At 59.7% G+C, this 15901-nt stretch carries 13 protein-coding genes and 2 pseudogenes; 7 read left to right on the top strand and 8 right to left on the bottom strand.

The features are described from left to right. The first annotated feature begins 110 nt into the window (after window positions 1-110). From msrB to OEG82_RS14865, 5 genes are all read left to right on the top strand, one after another. Window positions 111-560 carry a peptide-methionine (R)-S-oxide reductase MsrB gene (msrB, locus tag OEG82_RS14885; RefSeq protein ID WP_267613184.1) on the top strand — a complete coding sequence of 150 codons (450 nt, stop codon included), beginning with the start codon at window positions 111-113 and terminating at the stop codon, window positions 558-560. After that, the gene (gene msrA / locus OEG82_RS14880; protein ID WP_267613183.1) at window positions 561-1067 is read left to right on the top strand and encodes a peptide-methionine (S)-S-oxide reductase MsrA; all 507 of its coding nucleotides are present in this window, start codon (window positions 561-563) and stop codon (window positions 1065-1067) included. Window positions 1068-1162: 95 nt separating this feature from the next. After that, window positions 1163-2641, top strand: a complete 1479-nt coding sequence (locus tag OEG82_RS14875; RefSeq protein WP_267613182.1) for a protein adenylyltransferase SelO — start codon at window positions 1163-1165, stop codon at window positions 2639-2641. Window positions 2642-2719: 78 nt separating this feature from the next. Beyond that, entirely contained in the window at window positions 2720-3928 is a 1209-nt protein-coding gene (locus OEG82_RS14870) for a cation:proton antiporter (RefSeq protein ID WP_267613181.1), read from the top strand. 61 nt (window positions 3929-3989) lie between these two features. Next, a complete protein-coding gene (locus tag OEG82_RS14865; protein ID WP_267613180.1) occupies window positions 3990-4496 on the top strand; it encodes a hypothetical protein in 507 nt (168 codons plus the stop codon). A 42-nt stretch (window positions 4497-4538) separates the two neighbouring features. On the opposite strand, the gene OEG82_RS14860 is transcribed toward OEG82_RS14865, so the two are convergent. Beyond that, window positions 4539-4757, bottom strand: coding sequence for an alkylphosphonate utilization protein (locus OEG82_RS14860; protein ID WP_047029839.1), 219 nt, complete (start codon window positions 4755-4757; stop codon window positions 4539-4541). Window positions 4758-5054: 297 nt separating this feature from the next. Between OEG82_RS14860 and OEG82_RS14855 the strand changes: the two genes are divergently transcribed. Both OEG82_RS14855 and OEG82_RS14850 read left to right on the top strand, forming a co-directional pair. Next, window positions 5055-5429 carry a DUF6481 family protein gene (locus OEG82_RS14855; protein WP_267613179.1) on the top strand — a complete coding sequence of 125 codons (375 nt, stop codon included), beginning with the start codon at window positions 5055-5057 and terminating at the stop codon, window positions 5427-5429. A 1180-nt stretch (window positions 5430-6609) separates the two neighbouring features. Beyond that, on the top strand, window positions 6610-6972 hold the full coding sequence (locus tag OEG82_RS14850; RefSeq protein ID WP_267613178.1) for an endonuclease domain-containing protein: 363 nt from the start codon (window positions 6610-6612) through the stop codon (window positions 6970-6972). 523 nt (window positions 6973-7495) lie between these two features. Here the strand turns inward: OEG82_RS14850 and OEG82_RS14845 are convergent. From OEG82_RS14845 to OEG82_RS14820, 7 genes and pseudogenes are all read right to left on the bottom strand, one after another. Further along, window positions 7496-8476: a DUF4062 domain-containing protein gene (locus OEG82_RS14845; protein WP_267613177.1), complete on the bottom strand. Its 981-nt coding sequence runs from the start codon at window positions 8474-8476 to the stop codon at window positions 7496-7498. 113 nt (window positions 8477-8589) lie between these two features. Further along, a pseudogene (locus OEG82_RS24320) lies at window positions 8590-8859 on the bottom strand (hypothetical protein); the annotation flags it as partial. A gap of 239 nt (window positions 8860-9098) precedes the next feature. Next, window positions 9099-12454, bottom strand: a pseudogene (locus OEG82_RS14840) (vitamin B12-dependent ribonucleotide reductase); the annotation flags it as partial. A 620-nt stretch (window positions 12455-13074) separates the two neighbouring features. Further along, complete coding sequence (locus OEG82_RS14835; RefSeq protein ID WP_267613176.1) at window positions 13075-13566, bottom strand: NUDIX hydrolase; 492 nt, start codon at window positions 13564-13566, stop codon at window positions 13075-13077. 154 nt (window positions 13567-13720) lie between these two features. After that, entirely contained in the window at window positions 13721-14410 is a 690-nt protein-coding gene (locus OEG82_RS14830) for a methyl-accepting chemotaxis protein (protein ID WP_267614965.1), read from the bottom strand. Then, a complete protein-coding gene (locus OEG82_RS14825) occupies window positions 14298-15473 on the bottom strand; it encodes a methyl-accepting chemotaxis protein (RefSeq protein WP_267613175.1) in 1176 nt (391 codons plus the stop codon). Before OEG82_RS14825 ends, OEG82_RS14830 begins: the two co-directional genes overlap by 113 nt. After that, on the bottom strand, window positions 15470-15772 hold the full coding sequence (locus OEG82_RS14820) for a hypothetical protein (RefSeq protein WP_267613174.1): 303 nt from the start codon (window positions 15770-15772) through the stop codon (window positions 15470-15472). The genes OEG82_RS14825 and OEG82_RS14820 overlap by 4 nt, the downstream gene beginning before the upstream one ends. Between the last annotated feature and the right edge of the window lie 129 nt (window positions 15773-15901).

Here is a 15901-nt window from a genome sequence, read left to right as displayed (position 1 = left end):
GACCGCGCGTGACGCCGATCAGCGATTGCGGACGGGCCGGGCGATTGAAAACCGGGCCGCCATGCCCCATTTCTCAAACAGGCTTCAAGGCCTTGATGGAAGGAGCACCCATGACCAAGACATTCGCCAAGACAGAAGACGCCATTGCCAGGCTGACGCCCGAGCAGTTCCGGGTGACCCAGCAGAACGGGACCGAGCGTCCCTTTACCGGTGAGTACAATGACAACAAGGCGGCCGGCATCTATGTCGACATCGTCTCGGGCGAACCGCTGTTTGCCTCGTCGGACAAATTCGAAAGCGGCTGTGGCTGGCCGAGCTTCACCAAGCCGATCGAGCCCGCCCATGTCGAGGAACTGCGTGACGTAACGCTGGGCATGGTGCGCACCGAAGTGCGCTCGCGCGACGGCGACAGCCATCTGGGACATGTGTTCCCGGACGGGCCGAAGGATCGCGGCGGCTTGCGCTATTGCATCAATTCGGCTTCGCTGCGGTTCATCCCCAAGGCCGAGATGGTGGATGAAGGCTATGGCGAGTATGTTGACCAGGTGGAGGATATCTAGATGAGCGAACGCGCAGTACTTGCCGGCGGATGTTTCTGGGGCATGCAGGACCTGATCCGCAAGATGCCCGGCGTGGAAGACACCCGCGTCGGCTATACCGGCGGCGATGTGAAGAACGCCACCTATCGTGACCACGGCACCCATGCCGAAGCCATCGAGATCAGCTTTGATCCGAACCGGATCAGCTATCGCGAGCTGCTGGAGTTCTTCTTCCAGATCCACGATCCGAGCACGCCCAACCGGCAGGGCAATGACCGCGGCACCGCCTATCGTTCGGCGATCTATTTCACCGACGAGCAGCAGCGCCAGACAGCGCTCGACACCATCGCCGATGTCGATGCGTCGGGGTTGTGGCCGGGCAAGGTTGTGACCGAAGTCGAGCCCGTGGGCGATTTCTGGGAAGCCGAGCCCGAACACCAGGATTATCTCGAGCGGATCCCGAACGGCTATACCTGCCATTTCGTCCGGCCCGGCTGGGTGCTGCCCAAGCGTGACGCCGCCGAATAGCGAGCTTCGCTTGTCCCAAACATAAAGAGCGACCGATCATTTCGGTCGCTCGGTTTTCCGGCGTGTCCGGAAAAATCTGGCCAGAGGATGTTTCCATGAGCTTCGCAGGATTTCAGTTCGACAATTCCTACGCCCGCGATCTCGAGGGCTTTTATGTCCCCTGGAAGGGCGCCGAGGTTCCCGAGCCCAAAATGATCCGGTTCAACCGGGATCTCGCCACCAAGCTTGGCCTTGACGCAGACGCGCTCGACACTGAGACCGGGGCCGCGATCTTTGCCGGACACACCGCGCCCGAAGGTGCGACGCCGCTGGCGATGGCCTATGCCGGGCATCAGTTCGGCGGCTTCTCGCCGCAGCTCGGCGATGGCCGCGCATTGCTGCTGGGCGAGGTGATCGCCAGAGATGGTATACGCCGCGACATCCACCTCAAGGGTTCCGGCCGGACGCCGTTTTCACGCGGCGGTGACGGCAAGGCGGTGCTTGGCCCGGTGCTGCGCGAATATGTCATCGGCGAAGCCATGCATGCGCTCGGCGTGCCGACGACGCGGGCGCTGGCGGCAGTGGCCACCGGCGAACAGATCATGCGCCAGGACGGTCCGGAGCCTGGCGCCGTGCTGGCACGGGTGGCGTCGAGCCATTTGCGCGTCGGCACCTTCCAGTTCTTTGCAGCCCGCGGCGAGACCGAGCGGCTGAGGCAACTGGCGGATTATGCCATTGCCCGGCACTATCCGGAACTCGCCGATGAGCCTGGCCGCTATCTCGGGCTGTTGAAGGCGGTGCGCGACCGGCAGGCAGCACTGATTGCCAGATGGATGCTGCTCGGCTTTGTCCACGGCGTGATGAACACCGACAATATGACGATTTCCGGCGAGACCATCGATTACGGTCCTTGCGCCTTTATCGACGGCTATGACCCGGCAACCGTGTTTTCCTCGATCGATCGCAATGGCCGCTATGCCTATGGCAACCAGCCCAAGATCGCCCAGTGGAACCTGGCGCGGCTGGCCGAAACCCTGCTCGACCTGATCAATCCCGATGACAGCGACGATGCGGTGCGGCAGGCGGGCGAGGTGATCAACGGCTTTCCGCTTGTCTATGAGCGGGAATGGCTCAAGGGCATGCGCGCCAAGCTGGGGCTGAGCCGCGAAGAGCCGGAAGACATGGAAATTGCCACCGGGTTGCTGGCGGTGCTGGAAACCCAGAACGCCGATTTCACCCTTGTGTTCCGCAGCCTGTCCTCGGCGCTTTCGGGCGATGCGTCACCGACCCGGACGCTGCTTGCCAATCCTGCGGGCTTTGATGTCTGGCTGCCCCTGTGGCAGGCCCGCCTTGCCCGCGAGGAGGGGTCAGTCGAAGACCGGGCAGCAGCGATGGACCGGGTCAACCCGGTCTATATCCCGCGCAACCACATGGTCGAGGCTGCCCTTGCTTCAGCCACCAAGGGTGATCTTGCGCCGTTTGAACGGCTGGTCGAGGTGCTGGCCGATCCATTCACAGCGCGGCCGGGGCTGGAAGTCTTTGCACTCGGCGCGCCCTCGGATTTCGGCGCGTACACGACCTATTGCGGCACCTGATGGCCGGCACTGGCGTCATAGCGGTGGTAAAGGTGGTTGGTGCGGCCCATAATCGGCTCACCATCAACCGGAGCTGACATGATGAGCCAGGGCCTGCATCTCGATCTGGTCGTGCTGGCAATCCTTGCCGCCTTCATTGCCTATTCGCTCTTTAGCCGCGCCATCAATCGCTCGATCCTGACGCTGCCGATCATTTTCATGTGCCTGGGCTATGCCCTGGCTGAGCCGCTGCGCATGGCTGCGCCGCAGGAGGTGCTGGACGAGGGCAAGCGGTTGCTGGCGGAAATCACCCTGGTGCTGGTGTTGTTTGCCGATGCCTCGCATGTGCAGTTCTCAAAACTCAGGCAGAACTGGAAACTGCCGGCGCGGATGCTGCTGATCGGCCTGCCGCTGTCGATCCTGCTCGGCACGCTGGTGACCTTTCTGGTCAGCCCCGAAGGCGGCGTCGCCATGGCGTTGCTCACCGCAGCGGTGCTGACGCCGACCGATGCGGCGCTGGCGCAGGGCGTTGTCACCAATTCCAGCGTTCCCGAGGAACTGAGCGAGACCATCAATGTCGAAAGCGGGCTCAATGACGGGCTGGTGCTGCCCTTTGTGCTGCTTGGCGCGATTCTCGCCTCGGCGGGGATGATGCAGGCCAGCACCGACGGGCTGGCGCGCGACGCGCTGACCCAGATCGTGCTCGGTCCGCTGGCCGGTATTGCCACCGGCTGGCTGGTGGCGCGGCTGATGGATCTGGCGCAATCCCGCCGGCTGATTGCGGCCGCGGCGGAAGGCGTGGTGTTTGTGGCGGCCGCCTTTGCGGCCTATGTGCTGGCCGAAGTGATCGGCGGCAACGGCTTCATCGCCGCCTTCGTCGCCGGAATGATCTTTGGCAATTCCTACCGGCACAATATCCATTTCGTGCGCGAATTCATGGAAGGTGCGGGGCAGATCCTGACCATGTCGTCATTCCTGGTGTTTGGCGCATTGCTGCTGCCCGACGGGCTGGCGCATGCCTCGCTCAAGACCGTGGTGATCGCGGTGCTGTTTCTCACCGTGGTGCGGGTGGGGGCGATCTGGCTGTCGCTTCTGGGCTCCGGGCTGAAGACCCGGGACAAGCTTTTTCTGGGCTGGTTCGGTCCGCGCGGACTGGCCTCGATCCTGTTCACCCTAGTGATCATGGATGAATTCGATTTTCCCGACGAGGCCGAATTGCTGGCCTGCGTCTCGATGACCGTGGCCCTGTCGATCCTCGCCCACGGCCTGAGTTCAACGCCGCTTGCCAGGCGCATCGGCAAGCGGTGAGGGGGAATAGAGATAGGATGATATCTGTATTTATGGCATCTTTGGTTGGGAGGAAGTTAATATGAAAGAAGCACTGGACGCCCTTGATATTGCCTTTTCATACGCTGAATCGCAGATTTACTGGTATCAATGGAATGGCACATTGAAATTCTGGTTGCATAGATTCTCAGGTGTGTTTGCCATCTTGTCGGCCGTTTTTGTAGCCTATCTTTCAGCTTCCTCGTCAGACAAACCAGAGGTTTTGTTCGGTTATAAACGGAACAAACTTATTTCCCTTTTTGCATTTGCCAGCGCTGTAACCATTTCATTGTCGAGTTTTTTTGCTTGGGAGAACTCTTGGAGGAGTCACCGTATCGCGCAATTTCAGCTAGAATCTGCGGTGAATAGTGCCAAAATTGAAAAGCTCAAATTTTTAAGAGACGGAAATGAGGTTGAACTCCTTGAGCTTGCAGGAAAACTTTCAATGGATGTCGGTGCTATCGTCCTTGACGAAAGCGCGCAGTATTTCAATGGCCTTAATTCGACAAACAAATCTATTGAAACTGGAAGAAATGCATTCTCTGGTTAAATGCGGCAGGATTTTTTCTCCTACCGCATGTGTCAGTGGCAGCTAGGCCTTTTTCAGAAATTCGGTCCTGAGCACCAGGCCCTTGATCTTCTCGACCCGGCATTCGACCTCGTCGGGGTTGCCGGTGAGCCTGATGCCCTTGACCATGGTGCCGCGCTTGAGCGTGGAGGAGGTGCCCTTGACCTTGAGATCCTTGATCAGGGTGACATTGTCGCCGTCAGCCAGAACTGCGCCATTGGAATCCCGGGTTTCGTCGCTCATCTTACATGCCTTTCGGATTGATAGGACTGCGGTCTAGCGCGCGCAAGGGATTCGGGGAAGGGCGGCATGGCAATTTGCATTCACCGGGTGCTGACCCCGGCGCTGGTTCAGTGCTGTCCGGTCCGGTGGCTGCGGGTCGATTTGGGCTGTCACCAGCGCTTGCGGATCAAAAATAGTCTCGCCCAAAACAGCCCGATGGGGTTGTATAGTTGCCGTTGAAGCGTCAAATACCTTATCTACCGCCGGTTTTGGCGGTTGGCCGCATTGGCACCACTCCCAACCAAGGACGAATTTCGTTTGAAAAAGCAAGTACGCACCACCTTCACCGACCGCCGTGAGGACGCCATGGAAGCCAAGAAGAAGCTTCTGGAGAAACTCAAGGCCGCACCGAAGGCGGATGATCCCGAAGTTATTGCACGGCGCCTCGAGCGCGAAGCGGTTGCCAAGGCGCGCGCCGAGCGCCAGGCCGAACGCGCCCGCCTGAAGGCCGAAGAGCAGGAACGCAAGGCAGCCCAGGACGCTGCCGATGCCGAAGCCGCCTATGCCGCCGAACATGCCGAACGCCTGGCCCGCGAGGCCGAAGACAAGGCCCGCGCCGAACGCGCCGTCGCCGACATGGCCGCGATGAAGGAAAAGCGCGACAAGCGCTATGCCGCCCGCAAGGCCCGGTAGTTTTCGCTGTGCCCGGCCTCTTGCCGGGCAGGCGCCGCGCTTGCGCGAATTGTTTCGGATTGTCGGATAGCGCCCCCTTACCAACAAAATCTGCGACTTGGCCTGCGGCTAAGACCGCGATTTTGTATCCTCTCCCCAAGGGTAGAGGAAAGGGTGCCGAGATTTCCACGATTCGGCCTCTCCCCGTTGTGGGAGAGGAAGCAATTTCAGTGTCTTAGCGCAAGCTAAGTGCTAGAAATTGCAGGTGAGGGGAATTCCCAGGATTTTCAATCCCCAACGACACGACCAGGATCCGCGCGTGACAATCGTCACCGGCGGTTTGAGCTCTTGTGGTCCGGTGGCTGTCTGCGACAGGCCGGAATGCGGGGCGCCCGGGGCGGGCCCGGATGGAATGCTAGGGGTGGCTTTGGCGCGCTCGCGCGGCGCCCCGCCGGTGTCGGACCCGGGGCCTTCCGGGCGCCGGGTGGTTCCTGAATCAAGTCCCGATCACGCGCTGCGGACGGTTCGTTACCGTTCGCGCGGCCCGCACCGCCGAACCCGTCCTTCCCGCAGGCCTTCAAGCATAGCTGCCCTCTAGCATGCGGGCCTGCCGGCGGCTGACACGGGGCAGCTTGCTCGCCGGCACCGGCGTGGCTGTCTGAAGACAGGAACACGCCGGGATGTCGTTCCTCAATCCCTCCGGCCCGGCACGGTTCGGCTCCGCGCCGACCGGATCAACCGTCCTGTGCCGCTCCGGGATCCGTGGTCCCGCAACATCCGATCTGGCAAAGGCGTGTGTAATGTCGCACGGGTGGGCGGTGTGTGGATGAAATCGGCGTGGATTTTGGGCAAGTGGCTGGAATTGCTGGCGGTGGGGGCGGGTTTTTTGCAGGTTTTTCCTCGCCCCCTTGTGGGAGAGGAAGAGAAACACGGTCTTGGCTTTAGCCAAGTCGTAGATTTTCCAGGTGAGGGGATTGTTTTGCTATTCGCTGTGGGCGGCGATTTCGTATCCGGCCATTGGCCCCCTCACCAACAAAATCTGCGACTTAGCTCACGCTAAGGCCGCGATTTTGTATCCTCTCCCACCAGGGGCGAGGAGAGGGTGAAGCGATTTCCGCGATTCGGCCTCTCCCATCAGATAGGCACACGTGTTTTCACGTAAGGGGACCGGTGCTATTCTTGCAGGTGTGGAGATTATGCCATGCGTCATCAACCACCCGCCTTGCACCGGCAGCGCGCCAAAGGGATGCGCGCGGATGCCACGCCGCCTGAAGCCAAGCTCTGGGATGCTCTGCGCGGTCGACAACTGGAGAGTTTCAAGTTCCGTCGTCAGGTGCCGCTCAAGGGCTACATTCTGGATTTTGTCTGTTTTGAGCGCAAGCTGATTGTCGAGGTCGACGGATGGCAGCATGCCGACAGCCCGCATGACCGTCGTCGCGACGCCGTGTTCGTCGCCGACGGGTTTCGTATTCTGCGGTTCTGGAACGAGGAAGTTCAGACCAACATCGATGGCGTCTGTCTGACGATTTTGGCGGAGCTGAGAAATACCGGCGAGGGTCGATAATTTCACCTCGCCCCTTGTGGAAGGGGGAAAATTGCGGTCTTGGCTTCAGCCAAGTCGTAGATTTTCCAGGGGATTGTTTTGGAATTCGCTGTGGACGGCGATTTGTCATCCGGGAATTGACCCCCTCACCAACAAAATCTGCGGCTTAGCTCACGCTAAGATCGCGATTTTGTATCCTCTCCCACCAGGGGCGAGGAGAGGATGCCGGGATTTCCGCGATTTTGCCTCTCCCCGTTGTGGGAGAGGAAGCAATTTCAGCGCCTTAGCCGCAGGCTAAGTGCTAGAAATTGCAGGTGAGGGGGTTTTTGCGGGTTCAGCTGTGAACGGCGATTTGGCATCACGGCATTGACCCTCTCACCAACAAAATCTGCGACTTAGCTCACGCTAAGGTCGCGATTTATTCTTCTCTCCTACCAGGGATAGAGGTAGGGTTCGTCAGTTTACTTTTTTAGTCCCGGCATCTATGAAATATTACGAGACAATATGGTGTATTCCTATCCGTATGTGCAATGTAAATTATGCTTCATTCTGACATTATGTCCATTAGTGCGCTTTTTCCCTCTTTTGTTATTTCAATTTTTTGTGGATTTCCAGTATGTGATCGTTCGAAACTTATTAGATTTAAAGCCTTCAGAGAGAATAATACCTTATCTCTGCTTTCATCCGTTAGTTTTTGCTTGGATTGATGGCCGTATGAATTTGAATTGTAATTTGGTATTATTTCATTTAGATCTATTTTAGGGTTATCTTTTATTAATTCCTTGTGAAATTTTATCAATATTTCCTTGATGGATATTTCGAACTTCGCAAAGTTTCTCACATTTTTTGGGTCCGAAATTGACGTGAATAAGGGGCCACTTTTCTCGTACTCTAAGGCCAATTTTCTATCAGTGCTGGACATTGCAGTATCGCTGGGTACCTGATGTATTTTGGCTGTTTTTAAACTTTCGTTCTCGCGACGCAATTCTGCCAACTCTGTGAATAGTTCCGGCGCAGCGGCCATATCACCGCGTATCCAGCCTTTGCCTGGGTTCAGATTTATTTCTTGCGTAACTGAGATGGCGACTTTTCCGGGCAGCTCTTTGGCATCCTCCCAGAAGTCGACGATCCGATTTGATGCGACATCAGTGCGGAATCTCTCCAAGCTATCCAGTTTGTCTTCTTGAGTTTCAACGTTCTCGGAGGGTATTTTCCCGACATTTTTATAGAGAAAAGCGAGTACAGGTATTTTTTTTGATAATGCATATCTGTATTCTTCTTCTGTATAAGAAATTCCGGATGGTGCAAGTGAACCATATCTTCCTGCTATCAGAAGAACGTAATAGTCACATCGGTCTATAATGCGCTTTATATATTCAAATTGATGTTGGCTTGAAGCCGGGAAGTATTCCATTCCTGCTGGAATTTGACCTGACTTAGATATTGCTTCTGCTACCGTTCTTCTTTCCTCTTGTAAGTCGGAATATGTCGAGCTTATGAAGATCTGGTAGATTTTGTTGTCCATTGTCATTCCTAATAGATGTAACCCTGCAGTGAACTCAATCACCACAGGGTTACTGTATCTCAGTTCATGCAAGTGAAAAGCAGCTTTGCCACTTATCCCTGTATTCCTTTTGCTTACGAACACCCGCTCGTCGAGCCACAGGTGTCGCATTTCTCGCATGTCCCGTTGCGCACCATGGTGAAGTTCTGGCATTCGGTGCACATGTTGCCGGTGTAGCCCTGGGCGAGAGAGCGGGCGCGGCGGGCGGAGGCTTTGGCTTTGGCGTCGCGGGCCTCGGCTTCGGCGATGTCGGAGAACAGCTCGGTGGCGTCATTCTCGACCAGGGCGATTTCGGCGGCCAGCACCTCGGCGCGATCCTCGTAATCGCGCTTGAAGGCGACGGCGGTGTCATCGCTGACGGCTTCGGGTTCGGATCTCACCGCCAGATTGCCGCTGCCCTTGCCGGCGAAGGAGGCGGTAATCACCGAGGCGCCGGATGGCGACGCCTTGGCGGGGGCCGCCTTGGCTGGCGCCGGCTTGGCGGGGGCTGCCTGGCCCTTGGGTTCGGCGGAACCGCCGGCCGCGCCGCCGGCACCCGTGCCGGCGCTGGCATTGGCATTGGCGCTGTTGACGACCTTGAGCGAGGCGCCGCGGGTCAGGCCCTTGGAAAAGGGCTGGGCCTTGCCTTCGGAAATGCCCTTGCCAAGCGCCGTGTTGCCGAAGTCGGAGGTGTCGACATGGGCCAGATCGTGCCGTGACAGGTAGGACACGGCCAGCTCGCGGAAGATATAGTCGAGGATCGAGGTGGCGTTCTTGATGGCGTCATTGCCCTCGGACAATGCCGGCCGGCTCGAACTTGGTGAAGGTGAAGGCCTCGACATATTCCTCGAGCGGCACGCCATATTGCAGGCCGAGCGAGATGGCGATGGCGAAATTGTTCATCATCGCCCGGAAGGCAGCACCTTCCTTGTGCATGTCGATGAAGATCTCGCCGATGCGGCCGTCGTCGAATTCGCCGGTGCGGAGGTAGACCTTGTGGCCGCCGATGACGGCTTTCTGGGTGTAGCCCTTGCGGCGGTTGGGAAGCTTCTCGCGGTCGCGGTAAAGCCGGTCGACCACGCGCTCGACGATCTTTTCGGTCACGGTGACGGCCTGGGCGGCAGCCGGCTGGGCCACCAGCGCCTCGATGGCGTCATCCTCGTCCTCGTCATCCTCGATCAGCGAGGAATTGAGCGGCTGGGAGAGTTTTGAGCCGTCGCGGTAGAGCGCATTGGCCTTCAGCGCCAGTTTCCACGACAGCATATAGGCGTTCTTGCAATCATCGACGGTGGCGTCATTGGCCATGTTGATGGTCTTGGAGATGGCGCCGGAGATGAAGGGCTGGGCAGCCGCCATCATGCGGATGTGGCTGTCGACCGACAGATAGCGCTTGCCGACCTTGCCGCAAGGATTGGCGCAGTCAAACACGGGATAATGCTCGACCTTGAGGTGGGGCGCGCCTTCCAGCGTCATGGCGCCGCAGACATGGATGTTGGCGGCTTCGATGTCCTTCCGCGAAAATCCGATGGCTGCGAGCATGTCAAAGGAGAAATCATCCATCTGCTCGTCGGTGAGGCCCAGGACCTCCTTGCAGAAATCCTCGCCCAGCGTCCACTTGTTGAACACGAACTTGATGTCGAAGGCGGCCTTGGTGGCGCCGTTGATGGCGGCGATCTTCTCGTCGGTGAAGCCCTTGGCCTTGAGCGTGCCGGGATTGATGGTGGGCGCCTGGTTGATGTTGCCGTGACCGACGGCATAGGCCTCGATCTCGGCGAGCTGGGCCTCGGAATAGCCGAGCGTGCGCAGGGCTTCGGGCACGGCGTTGTTGATGATCTTGAAGTAGCCGCCGCCGGCGAGCTTCTTGAACTTGACCAGCGCGAAATCGGGCTCGATGCCGGTGGTGTCGCAATCCATCACCAGACCGATGGTGCCGGTGGGGGCAATCACGGTGGCCTGGGCGTTGCGGAAGCCGTGCTTCTCGCCAAGTTTCAGCGCCTTGTCCCAGGCAGCCGTTGCGTGGGTGATCAGGTCCTGGTCGGGGCATTCGTCATGGATCAGTGCGACCGGGTTGACCGAGAGATTCTCGTAGCCGGTGGACTTGCCGTGGGCGGCGAGGCGGTGGTTGCGGATCACCCGCAGCATGTTCGCCTTGTTTTCCTTGTAGCCGGGGAAGGTGCCGATCTCGCCGGCCATTTCCGCTGAGGTGGCATAGGCCACGCCGGTCATGATCGCGGTCAGCGCGCCGCAGATGGCGCGGCCTTCCTTGGAATCATAGGGAATGCCGGTGGTCATCAGCAATCCGCCGATATTGGCGTAGCCGAGGCCGAGCGTGCGGTACTTGTAGGAGCGCTCGGCAATCTGGTGGGACGGGAACTGCGCCATCATCACCGAGACTTCAAGAACGATGGTCCAGAGCCGGACGGCATGCTCGTAATCGGCAATGTTGATGCGCTTGGTGCCGGCGTCCTTGAACTGCAAGAGGTTGAGCGAGGCCAGGTTGCAGGCGGTGTCGTCGAGGAACATGTATTCCGAGCACGGGTTGGAGGCGCGGATCGGGCCTTCAGCCGGGCAGGTGTGCCAGTCATTCATGGTGGTGTTGAAATGCAGGCCGGGATCGGCGGAGGCCCAGGCGGCATGTCCAATCTGTTCCCACAGGTCGCGGGCTTTCAGCGTCTTCATCACCTTGCCGTCCTTGCGGGCGGTGAGGTGCCATTCGCCATCATTTTCAACGGCCTTGAGGAAGTCGTCCTTGACCGAGACCGAGTTGTTGGAGTTCTGGCCGGAAACCGTGAGATAGGCTTCCGAATCCCAGTCGGTGTCATAGGTCTTGAATTCGATGTCGGTGTAGCCCTGGCGGGCAAACTGGATGACGCGCTTGACGTAGTTCTCGGGCACCTGGTTCTTCTTGGCGGCCTTGATCTCGCGCTTGAGCGCCGGGTTCTGCATCGGGTCGAAGCAGGCGTCATTGTCGGCCTCGCAATTGATGCAGGCCTTCATGATGGCGGTGAGGTGACCGGCGACGATCTTGGAGCCGGTGACCAGGGCCGCAACCTTCTGCTCTTCCTTGACCTTCCAGTTGATATAGGCCTCGATATCGGGGTGATCGACATCGACCACCACCATCTTGGCGGCGCGGCGGGTGGTGCCGCCCGACTTGATGGCGCCGGCTGCGCGGTCGCCGATCTTGAGGAAGCTCATCAGGCCCGAGGACTTGCCGCCGCCCGAAAGCTTTTCGCCTTCGCCGCGCAGATAGGAGAAATTGGAGCCGGTGCCGGAGCCATATTTGAACAGACGCGCCTCACGCACCCACAGATCCATGATGCCGTTCTCGTTGACGAGATCGTCCTCGACCGACTGGATGAAGCAGGCATGCGGCTGCGGGTGTTCGTAAGAGGATTTCGACTTGGTCAGCTTGCCGGTGAAGGGGTCGACATAGAAGTGGCCCTGGCCGGGGCCGTCAATGCCGTAGGCCCAGTGCAGGCCGGTGTTGAACCATTGCGGCGAGTTGGGTGCGACGCGCTGGGTGGCGAGCATATAGGCAAGCTCGTCCATGAAGGCGCGGGCGTCGTCTTCGGACGTGAAGTAGCCGCCCTTCCAGCCCCAGTAGGTCCAGGTGCCGGCGAGCCGGTCGAAGACCTGGCGGGCATCGATTTCCGAGCCGTAACGCTCGTCTTCGGGAAGTTCCTCAAGCGCCTTTTCGTCAGCCACCGAGCGCCACAGCCAGGACGGTACCGAATTTTCCTCGACCTTCTTCAGACGCGCGGGAACGCCGGCCTTGCGGAAATATTTCTGGGCGAGAATGTCGGCTGCAACCTGGCTGAACTGGACCGGCACGTCGATGTCGGCGAGACGGAACACGATCGAGCCGTCCGGGTTCCTGATTTCACTGGTCGCCTTGCGGAATTCGATTTCTGCATAGGCTGACTGGCCGTCCTTGGTGAACCGACGTTCGATGCGCATGGTAGTCCTCTTTATCAAATCCGGAGCCGAGCGCAGTCCTTGCGTCACGACAATAGCTATTCCGCAGGCTGCGCACTCATTGCGCAGCCGGTTGTTCTACTCGGTCACATAGTGTGATTCCCGTGGTGGAGAATCCTGTATCTTGTGGTCAGGGTGGCTGCAAACACTAAATATAGTATTAACAGGTTCTTACTGCCAGCCCTATTTTCGCGTCCCGATGAGATATATCCGGGGTCAAAACGCAGGTTTCCGTTCCCTACGCATTTCCGCGCAGAGCCAGATGTCTTGAACCAAAATACTCAGGAATTGACTGGCCTCGAAACATTCCAGCCACGCCGCCGCCGCAACGTTTGTCCTATAAGCATCGACTCGGGTGGGTGCGTCAAGGGCTTGTCTGTGACGGATTTGCGTCCACTATATCTTGTGGTTGTGGATTGTGGAAAACGAGGAAAAACCCTGTTTTTGCATCCCGCCCCATTGCCGATTGAGAAACCGCAGAACTGCGGGGCTCATGACGAATTCATGCGTTTCGGCTGCTGGTTGAATCGCAGGGCAAGCTTTTTTTGCCGGATAAATCGCGGGTAACAAATTTGTCCGAACGGTATCGGACAAAGCCCGGGTCAGGCCGCCTTGAGATAGAGGAAGCCGTCGCGAATCACGTCCTTGAGTCCTTCCTCGCCTACCAGCCCGATGGCGGTGGCGACGGGAAACCATTTGCGCCGGCGCTGGCCTTTTTCGGGCCAGTTGCTGCCTTCCTCGATGAGTCGGACGAGGTAGACATCGACATCGCAGATGGCGTCGCCACGCCGTGGCCGCTGCTTGACATAGCGGTAGTGCCCGACCGGTCCGCCGGGCAGGACTTCGCCGATCAAGCCGGCTTCTTCCCAGGTCTCGCGGATGGCGGCGGCAGCACCGTCCTCGCCCTTTTCGATCCAGCCTTTCGGCACGATCCAGCGGCCGGTGTCGCGGCTGGTGATCAGCAGCAGTTCGCGCCCGTCGCCGGAGCCGCGGAATACCGCGGCCGCAGCCTGACGCTTCGGCTTGCGGCCGGCATGTCCGTCGGGATTGCGGAAGAGATCAAGTAGCTGTCTGATTCTGTCAAATGCGGTCATGTCGAACGATTCGCCTCCTGCCTGATGATGGCATGCGAATATGACCAATTTTGATTTATTGTCTGAAATGTTGAGACAATCGGGACAGCAGCAGGGCGCGGCAGCCCGGACGGGCTGCTTGCGGGGCGGTGGCCGGCGGCGTGCGCCGCCAGGCTCAGAAGCCGTCCCATTCATCGGAAAAGGCGACGGCGGCATTGCCGTGGGCAGGGGCAAGGGTGCGCTTCGGCCGCGCCGGCGGCGAAGGCCGGGCCGATGGCAATGGGGCAGGCCGGGAAGCCGACCGGGGAGCGGGGTCGAGCGGCGCGCGGCCCGGCCGAGCGGACCTGTTCCCATCGGCCGTGCCGGTCTCCTGAACCTGGAAGACGGCGAGATTGGCGACCAGGCTGTCGGCATCGGCGGCGAGGTGACGGATCGACAAGGTGGTGTCCGACATCAGCGCGGTGTTCTGCTGGGTGGTGCGGTCCATGTTGACGACCGCGGAATTGATGTCGGAAATCTCGCTGGCCTGATCGCGGGCGGATTCGACGATGTTGGAGATGCAGTCATTGATGGTGTTGATCTGCTCGCCGATCGAGCGCAGTGCCGCGCCGGTCTGATTGACCAGTGTGACGCCGCGGCTGACCTGGGTGGATGAGGTTTCGACCAGGGCGTTGATCTCCTTGGCGGCAGCGGCGGTGCGCTGGGCCAGTTCGCGGACTTCCTGGGCCACCACGGCAAAGCCGCGGCCGGCGTCACCGGCGCGGGCGGCCTCGACACCGGCATTGAGTGCCAGCAGGTTGGTCTGGAACGCAATGCCGTCGATCGCCTTGATGATGGTGCCGATCTGGCAGGATGAATTCTCGATCTCGGTCATGGCGTTGACCGCATTGGTGACGATGGCTTCGGAATCCGACGCGCTCCTCGGTCGCTTCCACGACGAGCTGGGAAGCCTCTCCGGCGCGGGTGAATGCGGTCTGCACATTGCCGGTGATCCGGTCGATCGCCGCGGCGGTCTGTTCCAGCGAAACGGCCTGCTGTTCGGTGCGCTGGGAAATGTGCTCGGCATCGGCAAAGACGCTGTTGGAGCCATGACGCATTTCCCGGGCGGAGCGGCTGAGGCCCGCCACCAGCTGCTCAAGCGTTTCCATCGAGGAGTTGAAGTCGCCGCGAAGCTTGTCGAGGGATCCGTCGAAGCTATCGGTGAGGCGGAAGCGGAGGTCGCCCTGGGCCAGTTGATGCAGGCCGCGGCCGAGCGCGTCCATGGCGGTTTGCAGGCGCTCATTGTCACGGCTGCGTTCACTGTCGCGGAGATCGGCATCGTCGAGGATCTGTTGCTGGGCGAGTTTGACCTTGCTTGACAGTTCCGCCGCCTGGTCGGTGGCAATCTGGGCCTTGCGGATTGCCTTGTCATTCTGGACAAAGGCCTTGGCCAGCGAGCGGCCCAATGCCAGCAGGGCGCCGGCTTCGACAACGAGGATCACCGCGTGCAGCACGACACGGCCGATATCGGCGGCGCCGGGAAAGACTGCGGCCGGCAGCACCAGATAGAGGACCAGGTGATGCAGCGCGGTAAAGCTGGCAAAGGCCAGGATTGCCCGCCAGTCGACCCAGGCCGCGCAGATGGCCAGGCTCGCAAAGAAATACATGTGGACATCGATCTGCAGCGGCGACCCGGAAAATGCATAGACCAGCAGGGCGACGCTTGCGGCCAGCGCCAGCGCGGTGGAGACCTGGGTGGCGGTGCCGGTGCGGTCATGCCACCAGGTCAGGGTTGCGGCAGCGGCGATCGCCGCGCCACCGCCGAGCAGGATGGCCGGATCGGCATCCATGCCCCACCAGGCCCGCAGCCCCATCAGGCCGAGATTGATCCAGAGCAGCGAGACGATTGCGATGGCTGCCTGATTGCGGAGCTTGTTCATGTAGATCATGGGGCGGATGTACTCCTGCATAGAAAGGCGAGGCTGCCGTCAAGAACCAGCATGGCGCCGGACTGGAACAATCGAAACGCGAAACCGGGTTCGTCGGAATGGGCGATCACCGCATGGGGCGAGCCGGTTCCGTTGAGGACCGAGCCGCCCGCGGCCGCAATCACCTCGATCGCCCGGCCCGGTTCGCTCCAGGGAGCGACCAGAACGACGGCCTTGCCCTGGCGGGGGGTGACGAGAACGGCGCCCAGCACCATGAGGATCACAGCCAGGTTCAATCCGACAATGCGGACCTGTCTCATGGTTGAAGCCGATGTCTGGGTGTGCATGTGCAACGTGCCGGTACGGGTGGATCGATCGCGATCGGTCGATACTGCCAGCAGGGGGATAAGGGGAGGTTAAAGACCGGCGCGAAAATCGGGTGAAGCGTA

Source organism: Hoeflea ulvae (assembly GCF_026619435.1).
In the GTDB taxonomy this organism is placed as follows: Bacteria; Pseudomonadota; Alphaproteobacteria; order Rhizobiales; family Rhizobiaceae; genus Hoeflea; species Hoeflea ulvae.
Note: the sequence above shows the minus strand (reverse complement) of the source record. Positions and strands in the feature narration are given on the sequence as shown.

Excerpts from the sequence above, each read along its gene's own strand:
- OEG82_RS14850 (WP_267613178.1), top strand. The coding sequence starts at position 6,610 with ATGCGTCATCAACCACCCGCCTTGCACCGGCAGCGCGCCAAAGGGATG.
- OEG82_RS14865 (WP_267613180.1), top strand. The coding sequence starts at position 3,990 with ATGAAAGAAGCACTGGACGCCCTTGATATTGCCTTTTCATACGCTGAA.
- OEG82_RS14870 (WP_267613181.1), top strand. The coding sequence starts at position 2,720 with ATGATGAGCCAGGGCCTGCATCTCGATCTGGTCGTGCTGGCAATCCTT.
- OEG82_RS14820 (WP_267613174.1), bottom strand. The coding sequence starts at position 15,772 with ATGAGACAGGTCCGCATTGTCGGATTGAACCTGGCTGTGATCCTCATG.
- OEG82_RS14860 (WP_047029839.1), bottom strand. The coding sequence starts at position 4,757 with ATGAGCGACGAAACCCGGGATTCCAATGGCGCAGTTCTGGCTGACGGC.
- msrA (WP_267613183.1), top strand. The coding sequence starts at position 561 with ATGAGCGAACGCGCAGTACTTGCCGGCGGATGTTTCTGGGGCATGCAG.
- OEG82_RS14835 (WP_267613176.1), bottom strand. The coding sequence starts at position 13,566 with ATGACCGCATTTGACAGAATCAGACAGCTACTTGATCTCTTCCGCAAT.
- OEG82_RS14875 (WP_267613182.1), top strand. The coding sequence starts at position 1,163 with ATGAGCTTCGCAGGATTTCAGTTCGACAATTCCTACGCCCGCGATCTC.
- OEG82_RS14845 (WP_267613177.1), bottom strand. The coding sequence starts at position 8,476 with ATGGACAACAAAATCTACCAGATCTTCATAAGCTCGACATATTCCGAC.
- msrB (WP_267613184.1), top strand. The coding sequence starts at position 111 with ATGACCAAGACATTCGCCAAGACAGAAGACGCCATTGCCAGGCTGACG.
- OEG82_RS14825 (WP_267613175.1), bottom strand. The coding sequence starts at position 15,473 with ATGATCTACATGAACAAGCTCCGCAATCAGGCAGCCATCGCAATCGTC.